Here is a 25,425-nt window from a genome sequence, read left to right on the forward strand (position 1 = left end):
AGATTTATTTTAAATAACGCTTATAATACTTTTTATTCCCAAAACCCAAGTAATAATCCAAATAGCAAAAGTCAATATATTCCATCGAAGACTGTTCTTAAAATTTCCCATCAATTGTTTTCTATTGATCACCCAAAGTATAAATGTACTCAGTACGGGCAATAAAATGCCATTGGCCAACTGTGCAATTGTGATCAGTTGAACGGGCTTGATACCTAATGAAGAGAAAATAATACCAAGAAAGAGAATAACGCTAAAAGTCCATCTCATTTCTTTGGAAGAGAGTTCACTGCTCCATCCAAAGCATCCACATACGACAAGTGCTCCAGCAAGAGGAGCCGTTATGGAAGAGGTGATTCCGGCAGCAAACAATCCCACTCCTAAAAAGTAAGGAGATGAAGCTCCCAATAATGGCTCCACACTTTTGGAAAGATCCAAAACAGATTGGATGTTAGAGGCTTCCCCCAAAGTACCAGTAATCAATATAGCCATTGATACTAGACCTCCCAAAACTACTGAGATAACAGTGTCCACTCTCGCATATTTAAGGTCAGCAGGTGTATTCCATTTTTTTGCCACCAGCGAGGTATGCAAGAAAAGGTTGTAAGGCACGACCGTAGTACCGATTAAAGCCACTATGGTCATGATATTCTCTCCATTGATATTGGGGACGAATCCTGTCAGCAAATCATTGAACTTGGGTTGGCTCATTGAAGCAGTAATGAGAAAGACCAAACTCATCAGGATAACAACCATAACCATAAACTGCTCCACTTTCTTATAGCTGCCACTCATTAGCAATCCCCAAGCCAGTAGACCAGTAATGAGCGGAAAGGGAGAAATATTGATACTGTTGAGTTGAAATGTTGGCAAGGTTCCAAAAGCTTCTAAACCTAAAACAGCTCCTCCAATATTTCCTGCTTCATAAGCAGCGTTTCCTATAACGATGGCCATAATAACCAGTACAAGTGAAATGATTCTAGCAACTGGCTGTCCAATTTCCTGACGAATGATCTCAGTCAACCCTTTTTGACTGATCAGTCCAATTCGCGCAGCGGTTTCTTGCAAAACAATCGTGGCAATAACTGACAGAAGTAGAGCCCAAAGTAAGTCGAACCCAAAATTTACACCTGCTAAGGTACAAACCGTGACAGTACCCGGTCCAATAAAAGCGGCAGCTACCAAAGGCCCCGGTCCAATATATTTTCTAATACTATTTTTCAATTTTGGAGTTAATTTGAAAAGGAAACTAAAATCCTAATTTAATGGAATCGACTGGAAAATGGCCAAATAGTTCGAAAATGCAGTAATGGCTTTTACTTATATCATGTTGTCATCGATTATAAAATTAAAGCGACATTAAATGTCACATTGTGGTTGGTTCATTTTAGGCAAAGCCCAATCTATAACTTAATTTGCCTTCTTAAATTACAATGACAATGGAAATGATTTTGATAGGTTTGGTAGCACTAAATGCTATTTTGAGTCTTTGGCTCATTATGAAAGGCTCCCAATCCGTTAAGTTAGAGAAGACGATACAGACCTATTTTGACCAAATGAAAATGGAAGTCAATAGGCAAATGGGTGAGAATAGACAAGAAATTGGTCAAAACATCAACCAACAGTTTAAGTTGGTTTTTGATGCATTGAGAGAAAACTCAAAAGATCAAAATCTCACTTTACGTGAATTTGGAAAGCTTTTTAGAGAAAATGTTCGGGAATTCAATGAACTTCAAAAAGAAAAGTTCAATGAGCTGGAAAGGCGGCAGGAAAAAATGCTGCAATCCACTGAAGAGCGGTTGGAGAAGATGAGAGAGACGGTAGATGAAAAGTTGCAAAAAACTTTGGAGCTAAGACTGGGGCAATCTTTTGAAATGGTCAGCAAACAACTTCAGGCCGTTCAAAAAGGCTTGGGTGAAATGCAAAGTCTAGCAACCGGAGTAGGTGACCTTAAAAAGGTTTTGACCAATGTAAAGAGTAGAGGAATTCTGGGAGAATACCAACTTGAAGGCATCTTGGAAAATATATTGGCTCCTGATCAGTACATCAGCAATGCTACTATGAAGAAAGGTGCTTCAGAAAGGGTTGAGTTTGCAGTGAAGCTTCCTGGAAACAACGGGGATGAACCGGTGTTACTGCCTATTGATGCAAAATTCCCCCAAGAAGCTTACCACAGGTTATTGGATGCTTATGAGGTAGGAGAGAAGCTGCTCATTGAGCAGGCAAAGTCAGAACTTACTAGAGCCATTAAAAAATCTGCCCAGGATATCAGCCATAAATATATCCATCCCCCTAACACCACTGATTTTGCAGTGATGTTTTTGCCTATGGAAAGTCTCTACGCTGAGGTAATCAGAGATGGTGCACTTGCACAATTGTTACAAAGAGAATATAAAGTGGTCATAACAGGTCCCACGACAATAGCGGCGATGCTCAATAGTCTTCAGATGGGATTTAAGACATTGGCCATCCAGAAAAGAAGCAGTGAAGTTTGGAAAGTGCTTGGTGCAGTAAAAGCAGAGTTTGGCAAATTTGGCAACCTGATAGAAAAAGCACAGAAAAAACTCAATGAAGCCAATAATGAGTTGGATACTTTGGTTGGGACTCGTACTAGGGTTATTCAGAGGAAATTAAGGGATGTGGAAGAATTGTCAGATGGTGAAGGAGAGAAACTTTTGGAGGGGTAAATGGCTTTTGAGTAGTTTCAAAGTAGATTTTACATTACAAAAAATACAACTTTGGGCTTAGTTCAACGTTTTTTACATAAAAACGGAGGTTAATATGAAATCGAGAATCGGTATAAGCTTGTTACTATTTGTAGTGGCCATAGCAGCTTGTAATCCTGTAAAAGTTTATTTGGAGAAAGAAGAAGTAAAACATGAAAGGTCGTATAAGACCTTTGCGATCATCAATCAGTACCAGGGAAAGGATGCATGGAATTCACCCACTTTGAATCAAAACCTTATTGATGACCTAGTAAAAGGAATGGAGGAGAGAGGCTATTTGCAGGACACTGAAAGGCCTGATTTGATTTTACGTTACAATACGCTTTTGAGTGAAAATGAAAAGGAAGTAAGGGATAATTCCTATAATGGACTTTACCCTTTTGGTATGTACAACCCAATGATGTATCGATATCCATTTGGTTCTCCCTATCCTTACTGGCCAAGTCAAACGGAAATAGAAAAATACAAGTTAGGGGAAGTAGTCATAGACTTTATTGATCCAAAGGCTGATGAGATAATCTTGCGCATCAGTGCTGTGGGTGAGGTAAATAATATAAAACAGAAGTATAAAAATATAGGGGTTTCAGTAGATAAAATCTTACATGAATTTTCTAGAAACATGACGGTGGAAGGCTAAAGGAATTTAAACTAATTATTTACTATTTTGTGGAGTCATTTGAATTTTCAAATGGCTTTCTTATTTATTACAGTTTACAAATGAAAATAAATTATAACAATAAAAGGTTTCGGTCGATTAGCAATAGCGGCAATGGTGAGGTTTCGTCGGAGACTTTTTTTGAATATAAACAGGAAGGAACAATTTTGACAGGGACTTATTCTGGTGGAGAAATTATCAAAGGCCAGCTGTTGGGTAAAGTGAATGATCAAGGTGTAATTGCTATGAATTATCATCACCTTAATACCAAGGGGCAACTGATGAGTGGCTGCTGTAAATCTGTTCCAGAATTTTTGGAGAATGGGAAAATCAAGTTGTTAGAATCTTGGCAGTGGACATCAGGAGATGGATCAGTGGGACAATCTGTAATTGAGGAGATTTGATTTTGATATTTAGATTTAAAAAAAAAATCACCTATTTGGCCAATTAAAGAGTTGGTTTTAGTACTAAAGCCATAGGGGAAGGCCTGATGCGCATCAATAAAAATTGATTTACAATTTTGTCATTGCGGTGATAAACCAGTTATCTTTACGGCCATGGCCATGAATATAGTAATTGCTGGGGCTGGTGATATGGGTTTTCACCTTGCCGAGTCCCTTAGCTATGAAAATAAAGACATTACTTTAATCGATACCGACAAGGATATTCTTGAGCATGTTGCGTCCAGATTGGATGTGCTGACTGTAATAGGTGATTCTGCTTCTATCGAGGTCCTTCAAAACGCCAATGTGAAAGAGGCCCATATGGTGATGGCCGTGACCACTTCTGAGAAGACCAATATTGTGACGGCCATGCTAGCCAAGCAGTTAGGAGCTAAAAGAGTCATAGCCAGGGTCAGGAACCACGATTACTTGTTGGATGAAAATATATCCTATTTCCATAATTTGGGAATTGATAACATTATTTCACCAACCATGCTTTGTAGCGGTGAGATTCATAGGATGATTCAAAACTCTACCTTCTCAGATATTTTTGATTTTGAAGAAGGGAAACTCAATGTAGTTGGTTTGATCCTTAACCAATACTCTTCTTTGGTCAATAAGAAACTCTCAGAAACCAGGGAGATGCCCATTTTTGATGACATCAGGATCATAGCCATTGTTCGGGACCAAATGACCATTATTCCAAGAGGAAATACGGTCTTGAGAAACAATGATCACGTTTACTTTATATCTAATAAAAAAGCCAATGAATCTATCGTTCAGCTGATGGATCAAAGGGAAATTACCATCAAGAACGTTATGATCATCGGTGGAGACGACTTGGCCTTCACTTCCGCTTTGAAGCTTGAACCTGAGTATAGAGTGACATTAATCCACAAGGACAAGGAGCGTTGTAAGTGGCTTTCAGAAAGGTTGGACTCTACATTGGTTATTCATGGAGATTACAAAAATATTGAGTTATTGATAGAAGAAGGGCTTGAAGAAATGCAGGCTTTTTTAGCACTTACGGAAAGCTCAGAGACCAATATCATCACCAGCTTAAGCGCCAAAAACCATGGTGTATACAAAACCATAGCGCATGTGGATACCCGGGAGTATATCCATATTTCCCATAGTATTGGAGTGGATTCCCTGATCAATAAAAAGTTGGTTGCTGCCAATCAAATTACACGATATTTGAGAAAGGGAAAAGTAGAGGCCATTTCAGGGATTTATGGGGTAGATGCAGAGTTTATCCAATATGTGATTTCCAAGAACAATAGGTTGACTAAAAAGTGCTTAAGTGAGTTGCATTTTCCAAGCACAGCAATAGTGGCAGGGGTAATTAGGGGAGAAGAAGTTTTTATACCAGATGGAGATTTTAAGCTGCAGATAAATGATAAAGCCATAGTTTTAGCACTTCCATCAGCAAAATCCAACTTGGAAAAATTATTTAATTGATACTATGATCCATTACAAGGCTATTGCAAAAATAATGGGCGGCTTATTGATGCTACTGGGTTTACTTATGTTGCCGGGTATAGGATTTAGCTACTATTATGAGAGCGGAGATCAGGTTCCTTTGATCTACTCTGCTTTTGTATCAATGGCCATGGGTGCTATTCTGTTTTTCTCATTTTCCAAACAAGATCAAAATATTAGAAAGCGTGAGGGTTACCTCATCGTGGCATTGAGTTGGGTTTTTATGTCTCTCTTTGGGATGTTACCTTTTTTGGTGAGTGGCACGATAACCAGCTTACCAGATGCCATTTTTGAGACAGTTTCTGGTTTGACTACCACTGGGGCTTCTATTTTAAATGATATTGAAGCGTTACCAAAGGGGATATTATTTTGGAGAAGTATGACCCAATGGATTGGGGGCTTGGGGATTATTGTACTGACAGTGGCCATTTTTCCACTTTTGGGAATTGGTGGGATTGAGCTGTTTGTGGCGGAATCTCCCGGTCCAACCTCTGATAAACTGCATCCTAGAATTCGTGAAACAGCAAAAAGGCTTTGGTACGTCTATGTAGGATTGACCGTAGTTTGTATCGGATTGTATTTTTTAGGTGGGATGTCTTTTTATGATGCCATTAATCATGCTTTGACTACCATGGCAACAGGAGGTTTTTCTACCAAAAATGCCAGTATGGCCTACTATGATGTACCTTTTATCCAATATGTGGCTATCTTATTTATGTTTTTAGCTGGAACAAACTTTACAGTGATTTACTTTGGTTTGGTTGGGAAATTTGACCGGGTATGGAAGAGTGATGAATTCAAGGCCTATGTTTTGGTTGTTGCTTTGATTATTGTGGCCATGGCCATTCCTGTTTATTTATTTTCCGATTTGGGAGTAGAAAAGGCCTTTAGAGATACGGCATTTCAGGTAGTTTCCTTATTGACTACTACTGGTTTTGTCACGGCAGATTACACAAGTTATGGCCACGGTTTGACCATTTTGTTCTTTCTTTTGCTTTTTGTGGGTGGCTGTGCAGGATCCACAAGTGGAGGGATAAAATTTATCAGGCACCTGACTTTTTTCAAAAACACCATTTTGGAATTCAAGAGAATTGTACACCCTAGGGCGGTGGTGCCTTTGAAGATTAATGGAGATCGGGTTACGGGAAAAATCATTACACATATCATGAACTTCCTTTTGATCTATTTGATGGTCTTTGTGATGGGAAGTGTGGTGCTTTCAGTTTTTGGTTATGATATGTTGACCAGTTTCGGAGCAGTAGCCACTTGTTTGGGGAATGTTGGGCCGGCGATAGGTAAGGTCGGTCCTTTGGATAACTTTTCCTTTTTTGACCCTTTTACAAAGCTTTTTCTATCATTTATCATGTTACTAGGTAGACTCGAACTGTTTACCATTTTAGTGCTCTTCTCTCCTTATTTTTGGAGAGCAAACTAAAAGATATTTGAGATTTTATTTTTAGGGATATTTATCGAAATTGTTTCTGGAAATCTTCATTAAAGAGGATAGTTTTAAAGCTAAATTTTTCGATAGGATGGAAGTGTATTATCAGATTATCTCAGTATTTACAAGTAAAGAATTCAATTATAAAGGAAATCCTGCGGCTGTTTTGCTTTTGGAAAACCATCTTTCAAGAGCAGCGATGCAAGAAATGGCCAGGAAGTTAAATCAGCCAGCAAGTACCTTTTTAGTGAAAAGGACAGGAGGACACGGTTATGATATCAGGTGGTTTGCACCTGATGCAGAGATTGGGCTTTGTGGTCATGGTACTGCTGCAGCAACTGCCTTTCTTGGCATTAAGGAGCAATCTAATGGCCCCTTTACTTTCAATTACCGTGATGGTAAGTTGACAGGAAAAGTAAATCCAGATCAGACCGTTACCATTGGTGCAAACGCTATTTTGATTCAAGGTGAATTGGAAGAAATTCCTTTACCTATAAAAGAAGGCCTTAATGTACCGATTTTGGGTATGTTTAAAACTTCCAATAAGTACTTAATTTTGACTGATAGTGAGGAATCTGTCAAGAATATGCAACCTGATTTTAATAGATTGCAGGACAGTGATATTTTTGGTTATGCCGTAACGGCAAAGGGAGATAATGTGGATTTTGTCAGTAGGACAATTGTGCCTCACACCTTGGGGAAGGAGGATTATGCTACTGGCTCATCACATGCTATGCTGGTCCCTTTTTGGGCTGAGAAATTAAATAAGCAGCATATGAAGGCGGTTCAATTAAGCAGTAGGGGAGGCGCATTTTTGTGCGGACTAAAGCATGGCGTAGTGGAGCTGACGGGAGAATTTCTTATTGAAGAAAAGCAAAAAATCAGTGTCCCTATGGGAATATAAAATAACTATACTTAGTAGAATGTCCTTTAAACCTTGAAACATGATTTACTTTAAAGGCTTGATGAAGCTTAAGGATATTTTTATTTTTTTGGTTAAATTAAAGAGTGGATTAAAGATAAAACCTAATAGATATGGAAAGCTATTTTATTGGAATGTTGACTTTTCCAACAATTGTTCTTTGGATATGGGCATTGTTGGATGTTTTTCGTTCTAAAGAAAGATCACAGAAAGGTTCAGCCATTTTGGTTTATGTTAATCTTCTTGCTTCCAATTGTTGGGCCGATTATTTATTTTCAGATGGTTAAAAATAGAAGAAGAAATGAATTTAGACGGTTTAAACCTGATTTTAACAGAAGTTGATGATTAGGTAAAGCAAAGAAGGCAAAACCTAGGTTTTGCCTTCTTTGCTTTACAGCTTAACTATCTTTTTTACCTTCTTTGGAAACAGCTTTTACTTCTTCTTCTGTTACCATTTTTTTGGATTTGTTTCCCCAACTGTTAAGAATATAATTCATTACATCGGCTACTTCATCATCATATAAGCCAAGGTTGGTCATGGTACTATTATAAGTTTTTTTATTTACTATTATTTCCCCATTCATTCCATATTTGACTGCCCTGATGCTTTCTTCCCGCTTCTTTAAAAGAAAATCAGATTTAGCTAAAGGAGGAAAGGTTCCGTCTACTCCTTCTCCATTGGCCAGATGGCATGAAATACAATAGTCTTGATAAACTTCCTGGCCTCTTTTGATACTGGCTTTAAGTGCTTCATCTTGATCCTGAAAGTAAAAAGCTGTCCACCCCAAATAAGAAAATATGAAACAGGATAAAATTCCTAATTTAATCATGTTTATTTTTAGGGATGATTTTAACAATTCCTTTTCCTTCAATTCCGGCATAGATATAGTTGTCGTGACCTACTTTGACATTTCTTAACCTGCCCATACCATCTAAAAGTTTTGTCCTTGCGACTACTTTTTTGTTTTCCAAAGTGAGCATTTCCAGGTACTGGAACTTCAAAGATCCCACCAAGATATTACCTGACCATTCTGGGTAGATTTCACCAGGTACAACAGCCATTCCTGAAGGAGCAATAGAAGGAACCCAGTAATATATCGGTTGTTCCATACCTTCTTTACCGGTATCATCTGTCAAAATAGAATTGTCATAGTTGATTCCATAAGAAACAACTGGCCAGCCATAATTGGCTCCTTTCTTCACCACATTGATTTCATCTCCGCCCTGCGGACCATGCTCGTTTACCCAAATTTCATTGTACTCTGGGTGAAACATCATGCCTTGAGGGTTCCTATGTCCATAAGAGTAAATGGCTTTTTTGGCATCCTCAGCATTGACAAAAGGATTGTCTGCAGGAATACTTCCGTCATCATTAATTCTATAAACTTTGCCATTATCTCTGGTGATATCCTGAGGATTTACATCTCTTTCCCCCCTTTCTCCGGCGGAAAAATAGAGGTAACCATCATTATCAAAAGCGATTCTTGATCCAAAGTGCTGGCCTTTTTTAGTGTTTGGAGAAGCTTTGTACAGTAGCTCATGGTCAGTAAGGCTTTTACCATCAAATTTTGCTCTCATAATAGCAGTGTTGGCACCTTCCTCTTCACCTTCCCCAGAGGCAAAAGTCAGATATAACCAGCCATTAGTTTCATAATCGGGGTGAAGGACAATGTCCAATAAACCACCTTGCCCTCTCGAAACAACTTCAGGAGCGCCCTCTACAATTGTTTTTTGTCCATCTTTGGCAAAAATCAGCTCACCTTTTTTTTCGGTAATCAAGATTCCGCCATCTGGTAAAAAAGCCATTCCCCAAGGGTTTTCCAGTCCATCAACTATCGTTTCAACAGTGTAATTTTTTTGGTCATCACTTATCTCAGGGGTGTTTTCCATGATTCCAGGTCGATTATCTTGGGCACAGGCTGAGCCTGCAATCATGACGATCATAACAGCTGGAGCTAGATATTTAAAATGTGTTTTGAAATTGAATTTCATAGTAGATAGGTTTATATAGGTTTTTTGAAGTTATAAATATAATCAATAACTCATGCAATTGGTTGTGCATCTCCTAACTGGATCAAAAAATACACTAACGGTAATTTGGGCTTCTAAAATAGAAAGTTGAATAAAAGAAAAATTTAGATTTTATAATAATCAAATCATTCATACCTTATATTTAACTATTCGTAATCAATGGTGACTAGGTAAAGTATTTACATGAAACAATTAGCAAAATTATTCACTGGATTGACCATTTTGGTTTTAGGTGCTGGCTGCAGTCAACTGACAGAGTCCATTTATACTGATAATGTACAGGAGTATGAACTCAACACTATTGATACAGAATATGGTTATACTGGCAAGGCAGTTTTTAAAGAATTTGCTGATGGTAGTGGTCTGGAATTGACAATTACCTTGGTAGGAGAGGCTTCTAAAAATGAATACTACTTTCCTGCCCACCTGCACTATGGACAATACCAGCAAGGTGAAAATTCACCTATGGCGGAAATGCTAAATCCGGTTGATATCAGGCCGCTTAAAAGTGTAACAATAATTAAGGATTTCAGCTTGGAAGATTTAAATTATACCTACTATCACATCAAAGTCCACTTGGCAGAAGAAGGCCCTGATTATGAAAAGATTTTGGTTGCTGGAAACGTGGGAGAGTATAATGAAAATGCTGAAAGCACTGAATAAAAAATTTAAGATTAACCAAAACGGGCTGGCCTCATGAGGCCAGCCCGTTTTGGTTAAAAGAGCACAAATTAGAAGGTTACATCAAATGTAATATCCAGGTCGCTTTCTCCGCCTGCTTGTGAATAATCTGCCCAATGCGGGTTTTCTGCTCCTTCATAATCTTTGTCAAGGGCATGCCTTAAGATCACCCTGATTTGCCCCGTATTGCTTAGCAAAGTTTCATCTACGGTAACCTGGCCGACCAAACCAATTGGGTTATTGTTCTCATCAGCATCATCATAAGTATAAGTCATGAAAGAAGTCGATCCTGTAAATGCACTTCCTAGGAAAAAGAATTGGTGCTCATCTGCTTCTTCTTCAATTTCCTCAGTGATGTCTTCATCAGCTATTCCGTTGTAAGCTGATATCTCCATTAAATATCTTTTACCACTTTCGAGGCCATCTATATCGTCAATTTGCAACGATCCCCCCAAAGCAATTCCTTCATTAGAGCTGGCTACATATTCTAATGAAGTACCCATGCTAACACCTGAATTGTCAATTTCTGTAAAAGTCAAGGTTACCTCAGTAATTACTTCTTGATCCAACTCTGGAACAGGGTCATCTTTGCTACAAGAAACTAAAGTGATTGATGTTGCGAATAGCAATCCTGCCAATAAATTGTTACGCATAGTTTTCATAAGGAATTTGATTTAATATGATTAAAATTCGTATTTCAGCCTTAGGCTTATATTTCTTCCCATTTCGTGGGAAAAGTACCTAAAGCGATTCATGTAATTTTTATATTCTGTATTAAAGATGTTGTTAACAGAAAGTCCTCCCTTTAAGCTACTTGATGTTGCGGAAAATATGGTTCTATTATAACTGATATTCCAAAGGTTGTAGCCTGGAGGAGCTGGGGCAAGGTCAAAATCTAGTTCTCGCCTTTGCTTGAAGACAGATAGGTTATTTAGTGTTAATTTGCCAAATTGTTCTTTTTGATAATTTAAGCCAGTTTCTATTTGATCCGCAGGGATAAAAGGAAGGTAATTATGGTCAATCAGGTTTTTTGCACGAATCATACTTCCCTTAATATACCAAGAAAGAGCTGGAAGAAGCTCGTAATTGGTGCTCAGGTCAATACCCCAAAATGAAGCATCGGTCTGTAGGTATTCATATACATTAAACGTGCCGCGGAGGGAAACATATTGTTCTCCGGTAGGGTTTAGGTAGATGTAATTGTTGATTTTATGGTAATAACCTGTCAATTCTGCACTAAGCTTGTCCTTTGTGAAATTCAGGGTGTTAACCCATTTGATGGCCTGCTCACTGACAAAATCTGGATTGCCTATTTCTACTGCGGCAGCACCATGATGAAGTCCTTGACTAAATTGCTCATTGATATTTGGAGGTCTCCATGCTGAGCCAATATTGGATGTAATCATCCAATAATTGTTAAAGCTGTATGCTGCACCCAATGAAGCCGTGAAGTTTTTGAAAGTAAAATCCCTTTCTTCCAACTCCCCTGATTGGTTGTATCGAGCGGCATCTACATATCGAAAATCATACCTGGCTCCAGCTTCAAATTCAAAAGGACCGTTGATATATTTTTCCGTGGCATAAGCTCCTAAATTAACGAGATCGTAATTGGGGATGAGTGGCGTGACTCCAGTACCAGGAACATTGTTGTTGGCTTGTTGGAGAACATTGATTCCAAATGTTCCATCCCATTTTTTGAAAGTCGGGTGCTCATAGGATATGTCAAAGGTGTTGGTAAATAACTCCAAATCCAATGCTGCATGATCATTTAAACTTCCCCTTCTTTTATCAAACTCTTGTCTGTTGTTTTTCTGAAAAGCATAACTGAAATTGACCACTCCATCATTGTTCAAATGGTAATGGCCTTTGGCTTTGAATAATTGATGATTTACTTTTTGTCTTGGATTTTCAATGGAGTATGAGAATCCCTTATCAGAAAAAGGTCTTCCATTTTCTATCAGGTCATCTAGATCACTCGAATTACCAGTGTGAGAATCACTCAGAATTCCAATCTCAGTAGAAAAACGGCTATAGAATAACTCCATGCCCAAAGTCTTAGTGTTGTAACCTAGGGCTCCGGAGAAATTGAGCTCTCTCATACCTGTGTTGTCTTGATAGTAATTAGGGCTTTTGATATTACCGCCTACTCTTGAAGACGCCTGTACTCTGTAACCAAATCCTTGTAGTTTTTTGATGCCTCCTTCTAAACTTATGGAGCCAGCTCCTGATTGGCCATTTGTCGTTCCAATCATATTGGCAGAGCCTTTTAACCCACCACTTACGGGCAGTTTTGGTGGTGTAACTAATATTACTCCCCCCATAGCTTCCGGTCCAAAGCGGACTGTTTCAGCTCCCTTTACCACAGATATGTCTTCAGCCATAAAAGGATCTATTTCAGGGGCATGTTCGCCTCCCCATTGCTGTCCTTCTTGCCTTACCCCATTGTTTAGAATCATGATTCTATTACTGTGCATACCATGAATTACTGGCTTTGAGATATTGGATCCTGTGGTGAAGGTGGTGACTCCAGGTAGGTCTTTAAGGGTCTCTCCAAGGTTTTTACCACGATTTTCATCCAAAATGGCTTTCCCAATATTACTGATATTGTTAAGTGTGCTTACCGCATCTTTATGCCCTACAATTTCAACACCATCAATCAAATATTCCTTTGGAGTTATTCTTAGGGTCAGATTTACATTTTCATGGACATTTAACTGTACCGTTTGTGGACTGTAACCTAAAAACTCTACTGTAACAATGTAGTGTCCTTCACAAATGTTTTCGAAGTTGAAATTTCCATTAGGATTGGTAATAGCCCCTTTTTCTAGCTCCTTGATCCATACATATGCTCCTTCAATAGCTTCATTGCTTTCAGTGTCCACTACCTTCCCTCTAACGCTAAAATCGCAGTTGCCTTGACCAAATACTGTGGTTATTGAGATAAAAAGCAGTAACAAAACTATGCTAAGTTGATTTAGGTATTTCATTGCTCCAAATATAATGCAATAACGTTGCTTTTTGCAACCGTGTTTCAAAAAAAAAATATTCCTAGAGCGGATGAATATTAAAGTTGGTAAAACATCTTATATAAACTAAAAATGCAGCACATAAGGCTGCATTTATTTACGGTTTATGGGTGGTAGTTAATCATATTGTGGCTTGCTTCCACCAAATGCTCTTAAATTGTAAGTTAAGGTTACCATGAAAAACTGCCTCAGAACTTCAGTCCTTTCATTCTCGATATATACATCTGTGACATTTCTGTTGATACTGGTATTTTGGTTCAATAGATCAAAAACTGTCATTTTTAACTCAAGGTTTTGGGAAGGAGGGAATCGGTAGCCAAAATCGGCATTCATTAACCAAATGGACTGGTCATATTCTTCACCCAGACCTATATAAAACTGATTATTCACATTGGTGCTGAAGAAGAAACCTTTCCAGAAATTCCAATAAAGGTCAAGCCTAGTGCTTTGTGAATAATAATTGCTGTTTCTGTCTTTTTGAAGAGTGCTTCTTACAATGTTATAGTTTGCACTGGTACTCAGGTTGAAGTCTAATTTTTCACTTACATTACTAGAAATACCCAAGCCTTGCCCCATTCCTAAATTATGGTTGGTATTTAATTGATCATTGATCAGACCAGGTTGATTTGAGTAATTGAATCTGGTATCCAAGTTCAAGTTACTTTTCATAAATCCAAGAGGGAATCCAAATGATATGCTTGTATTTGCATTCCACGCATTTTCAAGATTGACAGGTCGGCTTAACTGTCCACCTTGTCTGAGCAACACATCGTCTTGAATTAAGGTGTCTTTAGTGGCAATGTAAGTACTGGTTCCCATGAAATTTTTACGAACCCCCGCTGATAGCCACATAAAGAAAGACTTCGAATTCTCTAAGTTGATTTTTTTGATTCTAGAGAAAATTCTATGCTCATATTCTTGCTCCAGTTCAGGGTTACCCATTGAAATTTGTAGCGGGTTGCTGTTATCAATTACGTCTTGCAATTGACGAACCGAAGGAGCATCTGTGTCTGCTCTATAGCCAAGTCGGATACTGGTGGATTTATCCGGTTCATAATCAATAAACATTCTTGGGACAAAGTTTTTGAAGGTTCTCTTCGTATTTTCATAGCCAGGAAAAAGCCGGTCACTGTTTAGCTTGGCTACTTCATAGTTCAATGCAGTGAAAATCCTGAGTGTTTCTGTATTGTGACGTAAGCCTAGACTTAACTCTTGACGATTGTACCCGTTTTCAAATTCATTACTTAAGGTTGTGTCTCTTTCAAAAATGGTAGACTCCATTTCTCTTTGGGAAACATCTTGCAGGTTTTTACTGTTGTCATTACCAAATTCATACTCCAACCTTAACTGGGTGTTTTCCCCAATCGGTTCTGTATATTCAATTTCTGCTTCATATTCGAAACGATCATTGTTGATGATGGTTCTTTGGATTAAACTATCTAAGTTGTTGGACTGATAGTTCCTATTAGCAGAAAGAAGCAGTGATTCACTGTTATTATCCCTATAGCCTGTTTCTATTGAGGTAGATATGGTGCGTCCTGGTTTGTCAAATTTAAACCTATAGGTGAAGTCGTTATCAATTCTTAATGCCTCATTTTCGGAATTAGTAAGGTTCACCGTTTCACTTATAGGAGTACTTCTATCATAAAGGTTTCTTGCAACCAACTTGTTCAATGAGTTACCTTTTTCATAAGAAAACCTTGGCCGCCAGATAATAGCATGTCTTTCAGTGATATCATACTCCAATTTCATAGTCATCCTGTGCGTTTGGCTATTGTTTTGGTTTTGCACGTTTTCGTCATAGAATTGAAGACTATCACTTGGAAGAATGTATTCTCTTGTAGAGGTTCTTCTTAGGGTGTTTTTGCTATCGTTGAAAAAGTAGTTCCCTGAGAATTTAGCCTTACCTCCATCAAATTTATCGGTGAAGTTGGTTCCAAGAGAGTTGGTTTTTGTGATACCTGGACGTTCCCTGACGGTCAGGTCATCACTATCCCTTCGTCCCCAACCACGGTCATTGCCAGATCCGAATGCGCCTGTTAAATCATCAGCAGAGAAATTTTGCTGGTTGATGTTGTTGCTTAAGCCAAGTAAGGACAGCCGTTGGGGTCCTTCAAAAAAGTGAACAGCGCCTCCCACTAGATAGTTGTCATCGGTACCATATCCGGCAAATAATTGACCGAATTTTCCTCCTTGCATGTCCTTTTTAGTGATGATATTGATGGTCTTAATGGTTTCTCCATCATCAAATCCTGTCAATCTAGCCTGGTCACTTTTTTGGTCCAAAAATTCGATTTTATCAATGACTTCAACAGGAAGGTTTTGCATGGCCATCGCCGGATCATCACCGAAGAAAGGCTCTCCATCTACTAACACTCGTCCAACAGTTTCTCCTTGTACTTCAATGGTACCGCCTCTCATTACTACACCTGGCATCTTTCTGATCAGCTCTCCAGCACTGGCTTGTGATCTTGTTTTGTAGGCGTTGGCATTAAAAGAAATGGTATCTCCTTTTACTTCACCTGTCATGACCTGCCCAGTTACTTCAACCTCCTGAAGCTGAGTCGCGTCTTCTTCAATTGCAATGACACCAAGGTTATTCGAGGATAGATTGCTGTAGTTTTTTCTAAGGGTTTGATAGCCTATAAAACTAACCTCAAGAATAAATGAAGAGACCTCAGGCTTTTTGATGTTGAAATTTCCATTTTCGTCTGTAAAGGAATTAGCAAGTGTTTCGTCTTGATTATTCTTAATAAATATGTAAGCACCTGGAAGCGTTTCCTCTGAAATTTTATCCACTATTTTACCCTTAAGCATATCTTGTCCAAATAGATTGCTCTGAAGTAACAATGTAAAAAATAGAAAAGAGTATAGCTTTCGCATATTGTTGATTTTCAATGTGTTGGTAATTAATTAGTAGGTGCTATCATTATATAAGACTTCAAAATTACGCAAAGGTTTTCCTTTAGCGTGGATTATTCTATGAATGGAAGCAAGACGAGTTAAACGGGGAGTATGAATGGTCAGGATCTATTTAACTTTTAACAAATTTTTCAATTGTTTTTTTCTAATAAATTTAGCCTACCATTCTTATGGTTGGGGGAAATGATACTTCCGGGAAAATTTTTTAAGAATTGATTTAGTTAGTTTCTTATGTTACTAGATTCTTTTGTACCCCTCAATGGTTCGTCTATTTAGAAGGATGTTTTTTGTTGATATAATGTAATTGTTCATTATCAATTTGGCTTGTTATATTTTATTGCTTCAAATTATCACCCTTTTTATTGTTGGTTTATCCTATTTTAAATTAAATTGATAAAGCTACTTTGGTGTTTTTTATTGTTTTAACAATTTTATATTGAACTATTATGATAAATCCTCTACGAAAATCCCAATTGATTAAAGTATGCTGTTTTTTCATTATAAGCATTTGTTATGCTTGCCATCAGGAGTTCCCACTGCCTGACCAGCCAATGGCTAAGGAGGCAACGGAAGAACCAGAATTTATTTCTGACCAATATATAATTGTAATAGATGATGTGGGGATTAATGCAAGGATGGAGGAAAGTCCAGGTGATTTGTATGATTATGTCAAATCTAAGGTAATGGATCTGATGTATGGTATTGAAAATAGGGAAGAAAAGATTGAAAGAATTTTTACAAGGAATTTTCAGGGATTTTCAGTGAAGTTAAGTACAGAAGAACTGATGTTCTTGTCTAGTAAAAAGGGAGTAAAGGAAATTGAACAAGATAAGGTCATCAAGCTTCCTGGACAACCTTCCAGTTTAGTCGGTCCTTCAATTAAAAAAAGCCAAAAGGAGAAAGAGGGAGATATGGTTCCACTTGGAGTGGCAAGAGTGGGAGGTCCCATCAAATATAAAGGGAAGAATGTGGCCTTTATCATGGATACAGGAATTGATTTGGAGCATAGTGACCTAAATGTAAAGGAATCCAAAGGCTTTAATGCCATTAAAAATGGTTTGGATGGTGAATGTCTACAAGATTACCATGGTCATGGAACCCACGTTGCAGGTATTCTTGGTGCCAAATTAGACGGAAAGGGTATTGCTGGAGTAGCTGCAGGTGCTAAAGTCATTCCTGTTAAAATATTGGATAGGAATGGAAGAGGCTCGCTTTCTGGATTTTTAGAGGCGATTGATTTTATTAATGAATATGGTCAATGTGGAGATGTAGTGAATTTGAGCATTACTGGGGGTATTTCTCCTATAGTGGATGATGCTATCCTTAAAACTTCCCAAAAAGGGATTTTCTTTGTGATCGCGGCTGGAAATGATGGTGTGGATGCTAATTTCATTTCACCTGCTAGGGTAAATGGAGAATACGTTTATACTGTGTCTGCCATGGATAGCCAGGATAAATTCACTTATTTTTCAAATTATGGCAGTCCTCCGATAGATTGGTGCGCTCCTGGTAGTGGAGTTTTATCTACTTGGATTGAAAACAGGTACGAATATAATAGTGGAACTTCTATGGCAGCTCCACACGTGGCTGGTTTGGTTTTGTTAGGAGGACCTAAGATTGGGGGATATGTCAAAAACGATCCCGATGGTGATCCAGACCCGATAGCTGTTTATAAGGCTCCCAAATAAATTTGAACAAATTTTCAATCTTGAGGTTTGTACCTCTTTTTTAATTCTGCAATCAAGTATTCCAATCCATTGACCCTTATTTCGTACATGGTATGTAACCACATGCCCAGCTTTCCTTCTGGAAAGCCTTTTTTGTACATCCATACCAAATAATGTTCAGGGATGTCACAGATGAGTCTTCCTTGGTATTTTCCAAAAGGCATTCTTTTGGTGACTATCTCAATAAGGATTTCATTTTGCATACCCAAAGATATTGGAAAATCATCTTATCTTTAAATTTCTCAAAAGGCTTCAAACACCAACTATCCTTTTAAACTTTTGAGCGAAAATAGATAGCTAAGATTATCAATGGATTATGAAAAAGAAACTGATCAACCTATTTGTATTGTTTTTTATTACATGGAGCACTTTTGGACAAGGTGTGGATTTGGAGGGGAGCTGGAAAGGTGAATTAAAGGTGATGGCCCAAAAGTTACCTTTGGTTTTCAATTTCCATCAAGAAAATGGAGATTGGAAAGGAACGATGGATAGTCCTGCCCAGGGCGCCAAGGGAATTCCCGTTAGCAAAGTGCTTTTTACGACACCAATGTTAGCATTTGAAATTGATCAATTGAAGATAAGCTATCAGGGTGTCCTTGTCAATGATTCTATCCAAGGAACGTTTAAGCAGGGTGGAATGGAATTTCCATTGAATTTGTCCAAAAGGGCAGAAGGGGAGTCTACTCTCGGAGCTAGGCCTCAAGAACCGAAGCCTCCATTTGACTATGACATCATTGAAACTTCTTTTACTAACTTAAAAGAAGGCATTACCTTGAAAGGAACCATTACCAAACCCAAGGGTATGGGGCCTTTTCCTGCAGTGGTTTTGGTCAGTGGATCTGGCAAGCAAAACAGAAATGGAGAATTGTTGGGCCATCAACCCTTTTGGGTAATTGCTGATTACTTGAGCCGCAATGGTATCGCTGTCTTGCGCTATGATGAAAGGGGGGCAGGAGAGTCTGAAGGTGACTTTAATAAAGCAACCAGCTTTGACTTTGAAAAGGATGCTGCTTTGGCCTTGGCTCATTTGAAGAAGTATCCTTTTGTGGATCAGGTCAGAAGTGGAGTAATTGGCCATAGCGAAGGAGGGATGATCGTATGGATCATGGCTGCGGAAGAAAAAGGAATGGGCTTTGGTATTTCCCTAGCAGGACCTGTTGTGCCCATAGCTGAGATGATGAAGCAGCAAACCAAAGATGTACTAGCTTCATCAGGCGCATCACCTGAAATCATGGCCGAGCAAAGTCAGCTCAACAGTATGATCTATGAAGTTTTTAAGGAAACAAAGGATTTTGATTCTTTGAAGCCTAAGCTTAATTCAGCCTTAAAGGAATACTTGGAGTCAAAAAGCGATATTGATTCCGTCAATTCAGAACAGTTGGCCCGGCTGGAACAAGCTTATGGAAAGATGATCTCCCCATGGTTTTTTACCTTTTTGAAATTTGATCCATCGGCATATATTAAGAATAGCAATGTACCCGTTTTGGCTCTCTTTGGAGAAAATGACATACAGGTAAACGGACCGATCAATAAGGAAGCGTTGGAAGATCTGCAAAAAAACACAAAAGGAATCGAGGTAGAGACCAAACTCTACCCTGGGCTTAATCATCTCTTTCAACCTTCTGAAACTGGAAGTGTGAGTGAGTATGCCCGAATTGAAGTGACTTTTGATGAGGAAGTCCTCCAAGACATGGTCAATTGGATAAAGAGCTTGTGATAGAAACTAATTGTCCTAAGTGAAGTGTTGTATGGCTGTAGATATGTTATTGGATACAGTGTTTTGCTGAATTTACAGTGGATTTTGGTATTTATTTCCAAAATGATCGAACACTCCTCAAAATCTATGGAAATATGATAGATTATTACAGACTTAATTTCCTTACTAAATATTAATTCAATAAATTTGGCCTAGTAAAAAATCACCATCCTATCATAGGATACGGGATGTTTTTAGCATACAAACCACTTTTGTAAGATACTAAAAGAGAATGTTTGGAAGTGGTGTAGTGATTTAGTCGATTTATAATAACAACATAATTTTACCTATTAACCTTAATTTAAGATGACAAAGATTAAAGTAGGAATTAACGGATTCGGTAGAATCGGAAGATTGGTTTTTCGTGCCGCTCAAGAGAGAGATGATATCCAGATCGTTGGTATCAATGACTTGGTAGACGTAGATTATATGGCTTACATGCTTAAGTATGACTCTACTCACGGTCAATTCAAAGGAGATGTAGAAGTAAAGGACGGTAAGCTTGTAGTGAATGGTAACGCTATCCGTGTTACTGCCGAAAGAAATCCTGCTGACCTAAAATGGTCTGATATCGGTGCTGAATATGTGGTAGAATCTACGGGTCTATTCTTGACCAAAGAATCTGCTCAAGGTCATATTGACGCAGGTGCGAAGAAAGTAGTAATGTCTGCTCCTTCTAAAGATGATACACCAATGTTCGTAATGGGTGTTAACGAATCTTCTTACACTAGCGATATGCAGTTTGTATCCAATGCTTCTTGTACTACCAACTGTCTTGCTCCATTGGCAAAAGTGGTGAATGACAACTGGGGTATTGAGGAAGGCTTGATGACTACTGTACACGCTACCACAGCTACTCAGAAGACTGTTGATGGTCCTTCTATGAAAGACTGGAGAGGTGGACGTGGAGCTGGTCAAAACATCATCCCTTCTTCTACAGGTGCTGCCAAAGCGGTTGGTAAAGTAATTCCTGAATTGAACGGTAAATTGACTGGTATGGCGTTTAGAGTACCAACTCCAGACGTTTCTGTGGTGGACCTTACTGTAAGATTGAAAAAAGGAGCTACTTACGAAGAAATCTGCGCTAAAATGAAAGAAGCTGCTGATGGAGAATTAAAAGGTATCTTGGGTTATACTGAAGATGCAGTTGTATCTAATGACTTTATCGGTGATGCCAGAACTTCTATCTTCGATGCAGGTGCTGGTATCCAGTTGAGCGATACTTTTGTGAAATTGGTATCTTGGTATGATAACGAATGGGGTTACTCTAACAAAGTAGTAGACCTATTGGCTTACATCGCAAGCAAATAAGATGTAAGATCTTTAAAATATAAAAGCCGGTCAAGAGAGATTTTGATTGGCTTTTCTTTTTGTTTAAAAGCCGAATCAGAACCTACTTACTTTTGACGGGTTGGAACATACGGAGATGGGGTGTTTTTTGCTGATGCTAAGTTTCAAAGCGGCTAAGTTAAGAGGAGGGCTAACTATAAATTGCCTCTCCGTTCTTATATTGTTAAGGTTTTGGCCTTCTATTCCTGAAGTTGTTTTAATCTGGCAGTGGCATTTTGGTTGTGAGGATTTAAGCTCAAGGATTTTTTAAAATTTACTATGGCATTATCTCTATCTCCAATGAACAAGTATGCCTCGGCCATACTATCATAAAGATTGGCTGAATTGGGGTATAAATGAGTGGCCAATAAAAAAATGCTTATTCCATATTGGGAAGTTTCTGGATTAAAAGTTAGTTGGAGCCCAAGGTTATTTAGATTTCCTTCCGGCAATTGCATGGAGGGGTGTTTTTGTAGGGTTTCCTCATATAGCGTTTCAAGGTCTTTATAGTCATGCTTCGAAGCCAATTCGTTAAAATCCTGGAAGTCGAAAGGCCTTTGTTGTGCTAGTTTTGTCTTAAGGATTATCATTCCATTTTGGACAGGAGGGTTTTCCAAAAAGGCGAATCCATCTTCGTTGTTTTTCAGAGAAGCGTCCAGAAATTTTAAGGTGTAAATGGAGACCCAACGATAAGAATCCATGATTTCGGCATCGCTTTTATCCTGCCTTTTGTCTCTTTCCTGAAATAATACCCCTAAAGTGCTAAAATAAGCATGGGTAAGATGGTTAAACTTTAACTGGTATGCTTGGCTATAAACAAGACTATCATAAAATTCAAACTGATGGTTTAATGTTGGATTGATATTATGCTCTTTCATAACCTCTTCTGGAATGTCCTTCTGTGCCATATGAATAAAAGGGATATCCACCTTTTTGATGTCAAAAAATGGTGATTTTTTTAATGTACTGTACTGGTACTTGATACTGCCATCAAGGCTTACAATGGCTTTTATACTTTCGTTACGCATTTGGGAAAGGACATTTGACAAACCTCCAAAACTAAATCCAATAGTGGCGATTTTTCCAAGGTCAGCAGTGGATAATAAGGATGCTTCCTTGATCAAAAATTCGATGTCCCTGGCTTGGGTTTCCATGTCTTTTTCTGTTCCCCCTTCCAAAAACCTGTTTTCTGTTCCTCGACTTGGACTTGACAGCACGATATAGCCATGACTCGCCAAAAAGGAACAAAGAGCAAAATTTTCTATGGAAGAAGCTTGATAACTTGGAGCATAGACAATGACAGGATATTTACCATTTTCGCCATTTTCAGGTTGAAGCCCAAAGTACGTAATTGTTTGTTCTTTTAGGTGGTTTTGATTGGCGGTGGTATTGGCATAATTGAACCAGTTTAATATTTGCTCATTGGGCAAGTATTCCCATTCTTCTTCCTCCTTTAGGATTTCCATATAATCCAGTACTTGCATAGGCTTGGTACCTTTTAACGTGGCTTTGGAGGGATACCAGATACTGATAGGTATTGGTCTGGGGATGGTATTGTTATTCCAGTCAAATATTCTTTTGTAAGTTCTAGTACTGTCAGAAGCCAAGTAATGTGTAAACCCAACGGTATGGCTTCCATGTTCCAAGCCAATTTCTTTCAATGAAGTTTGTGCAAAGACCGAATTTGCTTCAAAAAATATCCAGATTAAGCATATGCTTATTTTTATCTTAATATCTATTGGTCTTGACTATTGCTATGTGTGATGCTATATCTTATTTTTAATGACAGCCTAGGTGCATTTAGCTTTTGCATAGTGTTCTAAAAGAAATTATGGGAAGATACAGAGATATATTGATGGGTACAACCCATGTTCTGTACCCTAAGTAAGGCGTCCTGTATTCCAAACTACCCTTCCTGTAGGGTGATGATGCTTTCCTGTAAGCAACCAATGGCCTCCTGTCGGTATGGGAAGGCATCCTGTTTATTAATCTTTCCTGTAGGGGTAGAAAGTCATCCTTTTGAACAGGTAATGTGTATTTTGGTATAGGATGGAGAGTAAGGCTACAGGAGAGGAGAATGAGGTACCGTAAGAATAATCGTTTTACAATAACAAGTTTTGGTGGAACTTGAAATGTTGGGAATTGCGTATTCTTTATAGTAGAAACATAAAAAAGCAGCAAATAAACGAATCGCTGCTTTTTTATGTTTTGGAGAATCTGATTAGTCCATTACGATTCTATAACTTGGGTCATCGTCGGCATAGTTGACGCTGATGATTTTTTCGGCTTTTTCCAGTAAGCTTTTAGAGCTAGTGCTGAGGTGACGGATATAAACAGTTTTGCCTACCTTGTTGTACCTTTCGGTGACCTTGTGGACAGCATCTATTCCAGAATGGTCGATGATCCTGCTTTCTGCAAAATCGATAATGATTTCTTCGGGATCATTCATGGGGTCAAACTTTTCCCCAAAGGCCAAGGCAGAAGCAAAGAACAATGGTCCGTAAATTTCATAGTGCTTGACGCCTTTTTCATCCACAGTCTTTCTTGCTCGGATCATTTTGGAGTTTTCCCAAGCAAATACTAAAGCGGAAATAATGACCCCGACCAAAACTGCCAAAGCCAGGTTATGCAAAAATATAGTAACCAAAGTTACGATGATCATCACCAAAACATCTGTAAAAGGTACTTTCTTGAAAATCTTCAGCGATGCCCACTCAAAGGTGCCAATGGCCACCATAAACATCAAGCCTACCAAAGCGGCCATTGGGATCATTTCAATATAAGAAGAAAAGAAAAGGATAAAGGTCAGCAAGCCACAGGCTGCGACGATACCCGATATTCTATTTCTACCACCAGCGTTGACATTGATCAAACTCTGACCGATCATGGCACAACCTCCCATTCCTCCAAAGAAGCCTGTGGTAACATTGGCCACACCTTGGGCGATGCACTCTTTATTTCCATTGCCGCGTGTCTCGGTAATTTCATCCACCAAGGTTAGGGTCAAAAGGCTTTCAATCAATCCCACACCGGCCATAATGGCAGAATAAGGCAAGACAGTCATAAAAGTGTCCCAATTCAGGGGGACCATAGGCAGGTGGAACTCAGGAAGTCCACCTGAAATGGAGGCCATATCTCCCACGGTTCTGGTATCTACACCACCCAAGATTACAATCCCGGAAATGACCAAAATTGCCGCCAAGGCAGAAGGAATGACTTTTGTTACTTTGGGAAGGAATTTGATAATCACCATGGTCAGTACTACCAAGCCTAGCATGATGAACAAAGGAGGTCCGGTGATCCATTCCTTCACGCCAGGACTTGTCTGGATCTTAAACTGTTCAAATTGTGAGGTGAAGATAATTACTGCTAGCCCATTGACAAACCCATACATTACCGGATGGGGCACTAGCCGGATCAATTTTCCAAGCTTGAGAACGCCTACAAGGATTTGTATTGCGCCCATCAAAATCACTGCAGCAAAGAGATATTCTACACCTTGGCTGACCACAAGGGCTACCACTACAACCGCTATAGCTCCAGTAGCACCAGATATCATGCCCGGCCTACCGCCAAGAATAGCCGTGATCAATCCAATAAAAAAGGCAGTGTAAAGGCCTATTAAGGGTGATACTTGAGCAATTAATGAAAAAGCAACTGCTTCCGGCACCAAGGCCAAGGCTACAGTTAATCCAGAAAGCACTTCATCCTTGAGGCTTGATTCCTTTGGACGAAATAGGTTAAAGAACATTTGTGTCATGTCTTTGCTATTTTATTTGATTTGGTTTGTATTATCTTTTTTTGGGTATGCTATTATGGCTAATATCTTTTGGATATTGAAGTTTAAAAAAGAACACCAGCCCATCAGGGTGGAGTGGGGATGGACTTTATTACTTTGCAGTCTTTCATAAGCATTGCAAAGGTAATTAATTTTTTCTGAAACAGAATTTTATTTCAAAATACTCAAGATATCATGGTTTGGGTTGTTGGTGTCTACTAGAATGGTGGGTTGGGCTTTTTCTTTAATTGTTGATTTTTTTAAATTTGGATCAATGATTTGTTGCTTTTTTAATATCAAAACAGGCTCGCTTTTGATGTTAATTGAAAAAGAGACAGTAGGTTTAATGGCAGTCCTGATCCAATTTTTGTTTTGTGATGAAGCCTAGTATCTTTCTGGTTTAAAATGACTTTAGATCGTTTTACTTCTTCATTACTTTTTAATAAATTTAATAAGCAGGCTATGCCTGAATGATGAAAATACTGAAGAGTAGAGGTATGTGTCAC

20 protein-coding genes are annotated in these 25,425 nt (G+C 38.6%); 11 read left to right on the forward strand and 9 right to left on the reverse strand.

Annotated features, from left to right (window positions below):
- Window positions 1–9: 9 nt before the first annotated feature.
- Complete coding sequence (locus tag IFO69_RS17370) at window positions 10–1,224, reverse strand: Nramp family divalent metal transporter (RefSeq protein WP_192011402.1); 1,215 nt, start codon at window positions 1,222–1,224, stop codon at window positions 10–12.
- A gap of 215 nt (window positions 1,225–1,439) precedes the next feature.
- On the opposite strand from IFO69_RS17370, the gene IFO69_RS17375 reads away from it, so the two are divergent.
- From IFO69_RS17375 to IFO69_RS21875, 7 genes are all read left to right on the forward strand, one after another.
- Window positions 1,440–2,687, forward strand: coding sequence for a DNA recombination protein RmuC (locus IFO69_RS17375; protein WP_394354476.1), 1,248 nt, complete (start codon window positions 1,440–1,442; stop codon window positions 2,685–2,687).
- A 94-nt stretch (window positions 2,688–2,781) separates the two neighbouring features.
- A complete protein-coding gene (locus IFO69_RS17380; RefSeq protein ID WP_192011404.1) occupies window positions 2,782–3,363 on the forward strand; it encodes a DUF4136 domain-containing protein in 582 nt (193 codons plus the stop codon).
- Window positions 3,364–3,443: 80 nt separating this feature from the next.
- Complete coding sequence (locus IFO69_RS17385) at window positions 3,444–3,785, forward strand: n-acetylglutamate synthase (protein ID WP_192011405.1); 342 nt, start codon at window positions 3,444–3,446, stop codon at window positions 3,783–3,785.
- Window positions 3,786–3,938: 153 nt separating this feature from the next.
- On the forward strand, window positions 3,939–5,285 hold the full coding sequence (gene trkA, locus IFO69_RS17390; protein ID WP_192011406.1) for a Trk system potassium transporter TrkA: 1,347 nt from the start codon (window positions 3,939–3,941) through the stop codon (window positions 5,283–5,285).
- 4 nt (window positions 5,286–5,289) lie between these two features.
- Window positions 5,290–6,741, forward strand: a complete 1,452-nt coding sequence (locus tag IFO69_RS17395) for a TrkH family potassium uptake protein (RefSeq protein ID WP_192011407.1) — start codon at window positions 5,290–5,292, stop codon at window positions 6,739–6,741.
- Between the two features lie 97 nt (window positions 6,742–6,838).
- Window positions 6,839–7,651 carry a PhzF family phenazine biosynthesis protein gene (locus IFO69_RS17400; protein WP_192011408.1) on the forward strand — a complete coding sequence of 271 codons (813 nt, stop codon included), beginning with the start codon at window positions 6,839–6,841 and terminating at the stop codon, window positions 7,649–7,651.
- Window positions 7,652–7,849: 198 nt separating this feature from the next.
- Window positions 7,850–8,011, forward strand: coding sequence for a PLDc N-terminal domain-containing protein (locus IFO69_RS21875; protein ID WP_192011409.1), 162 nt, complete (start codon window positions 7,850–7,852; stop codon window positions 8,009–8,011).
- 56 nt (window positions 8,012–8,067) lie between these two features.
- Here the strand turns inward: IFO69_RS21875 and IFO69_RS17410 are convergent, their stop codons facing one another.
- Window positions 8,068–8,499, reverse strand: coding sequence for a c-type cytochrome (locus tag IFO69_RS17410; protein WP_192011410.1), 432 nt, complete (start codon window positions 8,497–8,499; stop codon window positions 8,068–8,070).
- Window positions 8,492–9,661: a PQQ-dependent sugar dehydrogenase gene (locus tag IFO69_RS17415; protein ID WP_225444185.1), complete on the reverse strand. Its 1,170-nt coding sequence runs from the start codon at window positions 9,659–9,661 to the stop codon at window positions 8,492–8,494. Before IFO69_RS17415 ends, IFO69_RS17410 begins: the two co-directional genes overlap by 8 nt.
- A gap of 222 nt (window positions 9,662–9,883) precedes the next feature.
- On the opposite strand from IFO69_RS17415, the gene IFO69_RS17420 reads away from it, so the two are divergent.
- Window positions 9,884–10,363 (forward strand): hypothetical protein, encoded by a 480-nt coding sequence (locus IFO69_RS17420; protein ID WP_192011411.1) that lies wholly within the window; start codon window positions 9,884–9,886, stop codon window positions 10,361–10,363.
- Between the two features lie 68 nt (window positions 10,364–10,431).
- Here IFO69_RS17420 and IFO69_RS17425 read toward each other — a convergent pair whose 3' ends face one another.
- The 3 genes from IFO69_RS17425 to IFO69_RS17435 all read right to left on the reverse strand — a co-directional run bounded on the left by IFO69_RS17425 (window position 10,432) and on the right by IFO69_RS17435 (window position 16,224).
- Window positions 10,432–11,043, reverse strand: coding sequence for a hypothetical protein (locus tag IFO69_RS17425; protein ID WP_192011412.1), 612 nt, complete (start codon window positions 11,041–11,043; stop codon window positions 10,432–10,434).
- Window positions 11,044–11,064: 21 nt separating this feature from the next.
- Window positions 11,065–13,368 (reverse strand): TonB-dependent receptor, encoded by a 2,304-nt coding sequence (locus tag IFO69_RS17430; protein WP_192011413.1) that lies wholly within the window; start codon window positions 13,366–13,368, stop codon window positions 11,065–11,067.
- Between the two features lie 156 nt (window positions 13,369–13,524).
- A complete protein-coding gene (locus IFO69_RS17435; RefSeq protein WP_317173484.1) occupies window positions 13,525–16,224 on the reverse strand; it encodes an outer membrane beta-barrel protein in 2,700 nt (899 codons plus the stop codon).
- Window positions 16,225–16,880: 656 nt separating this feature from the next.
- Between IFO69_RS17435 and IFO69_RS17440 the strand changes: the two genes are divergently transcribed.
- Entirely contained in the window at window positions 16,881–18,017 is a 1,137-nt protein-coding gene (locus IFO69_RS17440; RefSeq protein ID WP_192011415.1) for a S8 family peptidase, read from the forward strand.
- A gap of 14 nt (window positions 18,018–18,031) precedes the next feature.
- On the opposite strand, the gene IFO69_RS17445 is transcribed toward IFO69_RS17440, so the two are convergent.
- On the reverse strand, window positions 18,032–18,259 hold the full coding sequence (locus IFO69_RS17445) for a DUF3820 family protein (RefSeq protein WP_192011416.1): 228 nt from the start codon (window positions 18,257–18,259) through the stop codon (window positions 18,032–18,034).
- A 113-nt stretch (window positions 18,260–18,372) separates the two neighbouring features.
- Here IFO69_RS17445 and IFO69_RS17450 point away from each other — a divergent pair, with 113 nt between their 5' ends.
- Both IFO69_RS17450 and gap read left to right on the forward strand, forming a co-directional pair.
- Window positions 18,373–19,773 carry an alpha/beta hydrolase family protein gene (locus IFO69_RS17450; RefSeq protein WP_192011417.1) on the forward strand — a complete coding sequence of 467 codons (1,401 nt, stop codon included), beginning with the start codon at window positions 18,373–18,375 and terminating at the stop codon, window positions 19,771–19,773.
- A 345-nt stretch (window positions 19,774–20,118) separates the two neighbouring features.
- Window positions 20,119–21,123: a type I glyceraldehyde-3-phosphate dehydrogenase gene (gap, locus tag IFO69_RS17455; RefSeq protein WP_192011418.1), complete on the forward strand. Its 1,005-nt coding sequence runs from the start codon at window positions 20,119–20,121 to the stop codon at window positions 21,121–21,123.
- Between the two features lie 218 nt (window positions 21,124–21,341).
- Here the strand turns inward: gap and IFO69_RS17460 are convergent, their stop codons facing one another.
- Together IFO69_RS17460 and IFO69_RS17465 are read right to left on the reverse strand one after the other, a co-directional pair.
- On the reverse strand, window positions 21,342–22,802 hold the full coding sequence (locus IFO69_RS17460) for a CocE/NonD family hydrolase (protein ID WP_225444186.1): 1,461 nt from the start codon (window positions 22,800–22,802) through the stop codon (window positions 21,342–21,344).
- Between the two features lie 560 nt (window positions 22,803–23,362).
- Window positions 23,363–24,901, reverse strand: coding sequence for a SulP family inorganic anion transporter (locus tag IFO69_RS17465; RefSeq protein ID WP_192011419.1), 1,539 nt, complete (start codon window positions 24,899–24,901; stop codon window positions 23,363–23,365).
- Window positions 24,902–25,425 lie beyond the last annotated feature (524 nt).

This window comes from Echinicola arenosa (genome assembly GCF_014841125.1).
GTDB lineage: Bacteria > Bacteroidota > Bacteroidia > Cytophagales > Cyclobacteriaceae > Echinicola > Echinicola arenosa.

What these genes read in the sequence shown, in the direction of transcription:
- IFO69_RS17415 (WP_225444185.1), bottom strand. Translation starts at nt 9,661, where the DNA reads ATGAAATTCAATTTCAAAACACATTTTAAATATCTAGCTCCAGCTGTT.
- IFO69_RS17410 (WP_192011410.1), bottom strand. Translation starts at nt 8,499, where the DNA reads ATGATTAAATTAGGAATTTTATCCTGTTTCATATTTTCTTATTTGGGG.
- IFO69_RS17430 (WP_192011413.1), bottom strand. Translation starts at nt 13,368, where the DNA reads ATGAAATACCTAAATCAACTTAGCATAGTTTTGTTACTGCTTTTTATC.
- IFO69_RS17445 (WP_192011416.1), bottom strand. Translation starts at nt 18,259, where the DNA reads ATGCAAAATGAAATCCTTATTGAGATAGTCACCAAAAGAATGCCTTTT.
- IFO69_RS17435 (WP_317173484.1), bottom strand. Translation starts at nt 16,224, where the DNA reads ATGCTTAAGGGTAAAATAGTGGATAAAATTTCAGAGGAAACGCTTCCA.
- IFO69_RS17425 (WP_192011412.1), bottom strand. Translation starts at nt 11,043, where the DNA reads ATGAAAACTATGCGTAACAATTTATTGGCAGGATTGCTATTCGCAACA.
- IFO69_RS17450 (WP_192011417.1), top strand. Translation starts at nt 18,373, where the DNA reads ATGAAAAAGAAACTGATCAACCTATTTGTATTGTTTTTTATTACATGG.
- IFO69_RS17395 (WP_192011407.1), top strand. Translation starts at nt 5,290, where the DNA reads ATGATCCATTACAAGGCTATTGCAAAAATAATGGGCGGCTTATTGATG.
- IFO69_RS17385 (WP_192011405.1), top strand. Translation starts at nt 3,444, where the DNA reads ATGAAAATAAATTATAACAATAAAAGGTTTCGGTCGATTAGCAATAGC.
- IFO69_RS17375 (WP_394354476.1), top strand. Translation starts at nt 1,440, where the DNA reads ATGGAAATGATTTTGATAGGTTTGGTAGCACTAAATGCTATTTTGAGT.
- IFO69_RS17465 (WP_192011419.1), bottom strand. Translation starts at nt 24,901, where the DNA reads ATGACACAAATGTTCTTTAACCTATTTCGTCCAAAGGAATCAAGCCTC.
- IFO69_RS17420 (WP_192011411.1), top strand. Translation starts at nt 9,884, where the DNA reads ATGAAACAATTAGCAAAATTATTCACTGGATTGACCATTTTGGTTTTA.
- IFO69_RS21875 (WP_192011409.1), top strand. Translation starts at nt 7,850, where the DNA reads ATGTTTTTCGTTCTAAAGAAAGATCACAGAAAGGTTCAGCCATTTTGG.
- IFO69_RS17440 (WP_192011415.1), top strand. Translation starts at nt 16,881, where the DNA reads ATGGCTAAGGAGGCAACGGAAGAACCAGAATTTATTTCTGACCAATAT.
- gap (WP_192011418.1), top strand. Translation starts at nt 20,119, where the DNA reads ATGACAAAGATTAAAGTAGGAATTAACGGATTCGGTAGAATCGGAAGA.
- IFO69_RS17400 (WP_192011408.1), top strand. Translation starts at nt 6,839, where the DNA reads ATGGAAGTGTATTATCAGATTATCTCAGTATTTACAAGTAAAGAATTC.
- IFO69_RS17380 (WP_192011404.1), top strand. Translation starts at nt 2,782, where the DNA reads ATGAAATCGAGAATCGGTATAAGCTTGTTACTATTTGTAGTGGCCATA.
- trkA (WP_192011406.1), top strand. Translation starts at nt 3,939, where the DNA reads ATGGCCATGAATATAGTAATTGCTGGGGCTGGTGATATGGGTTTTCAC.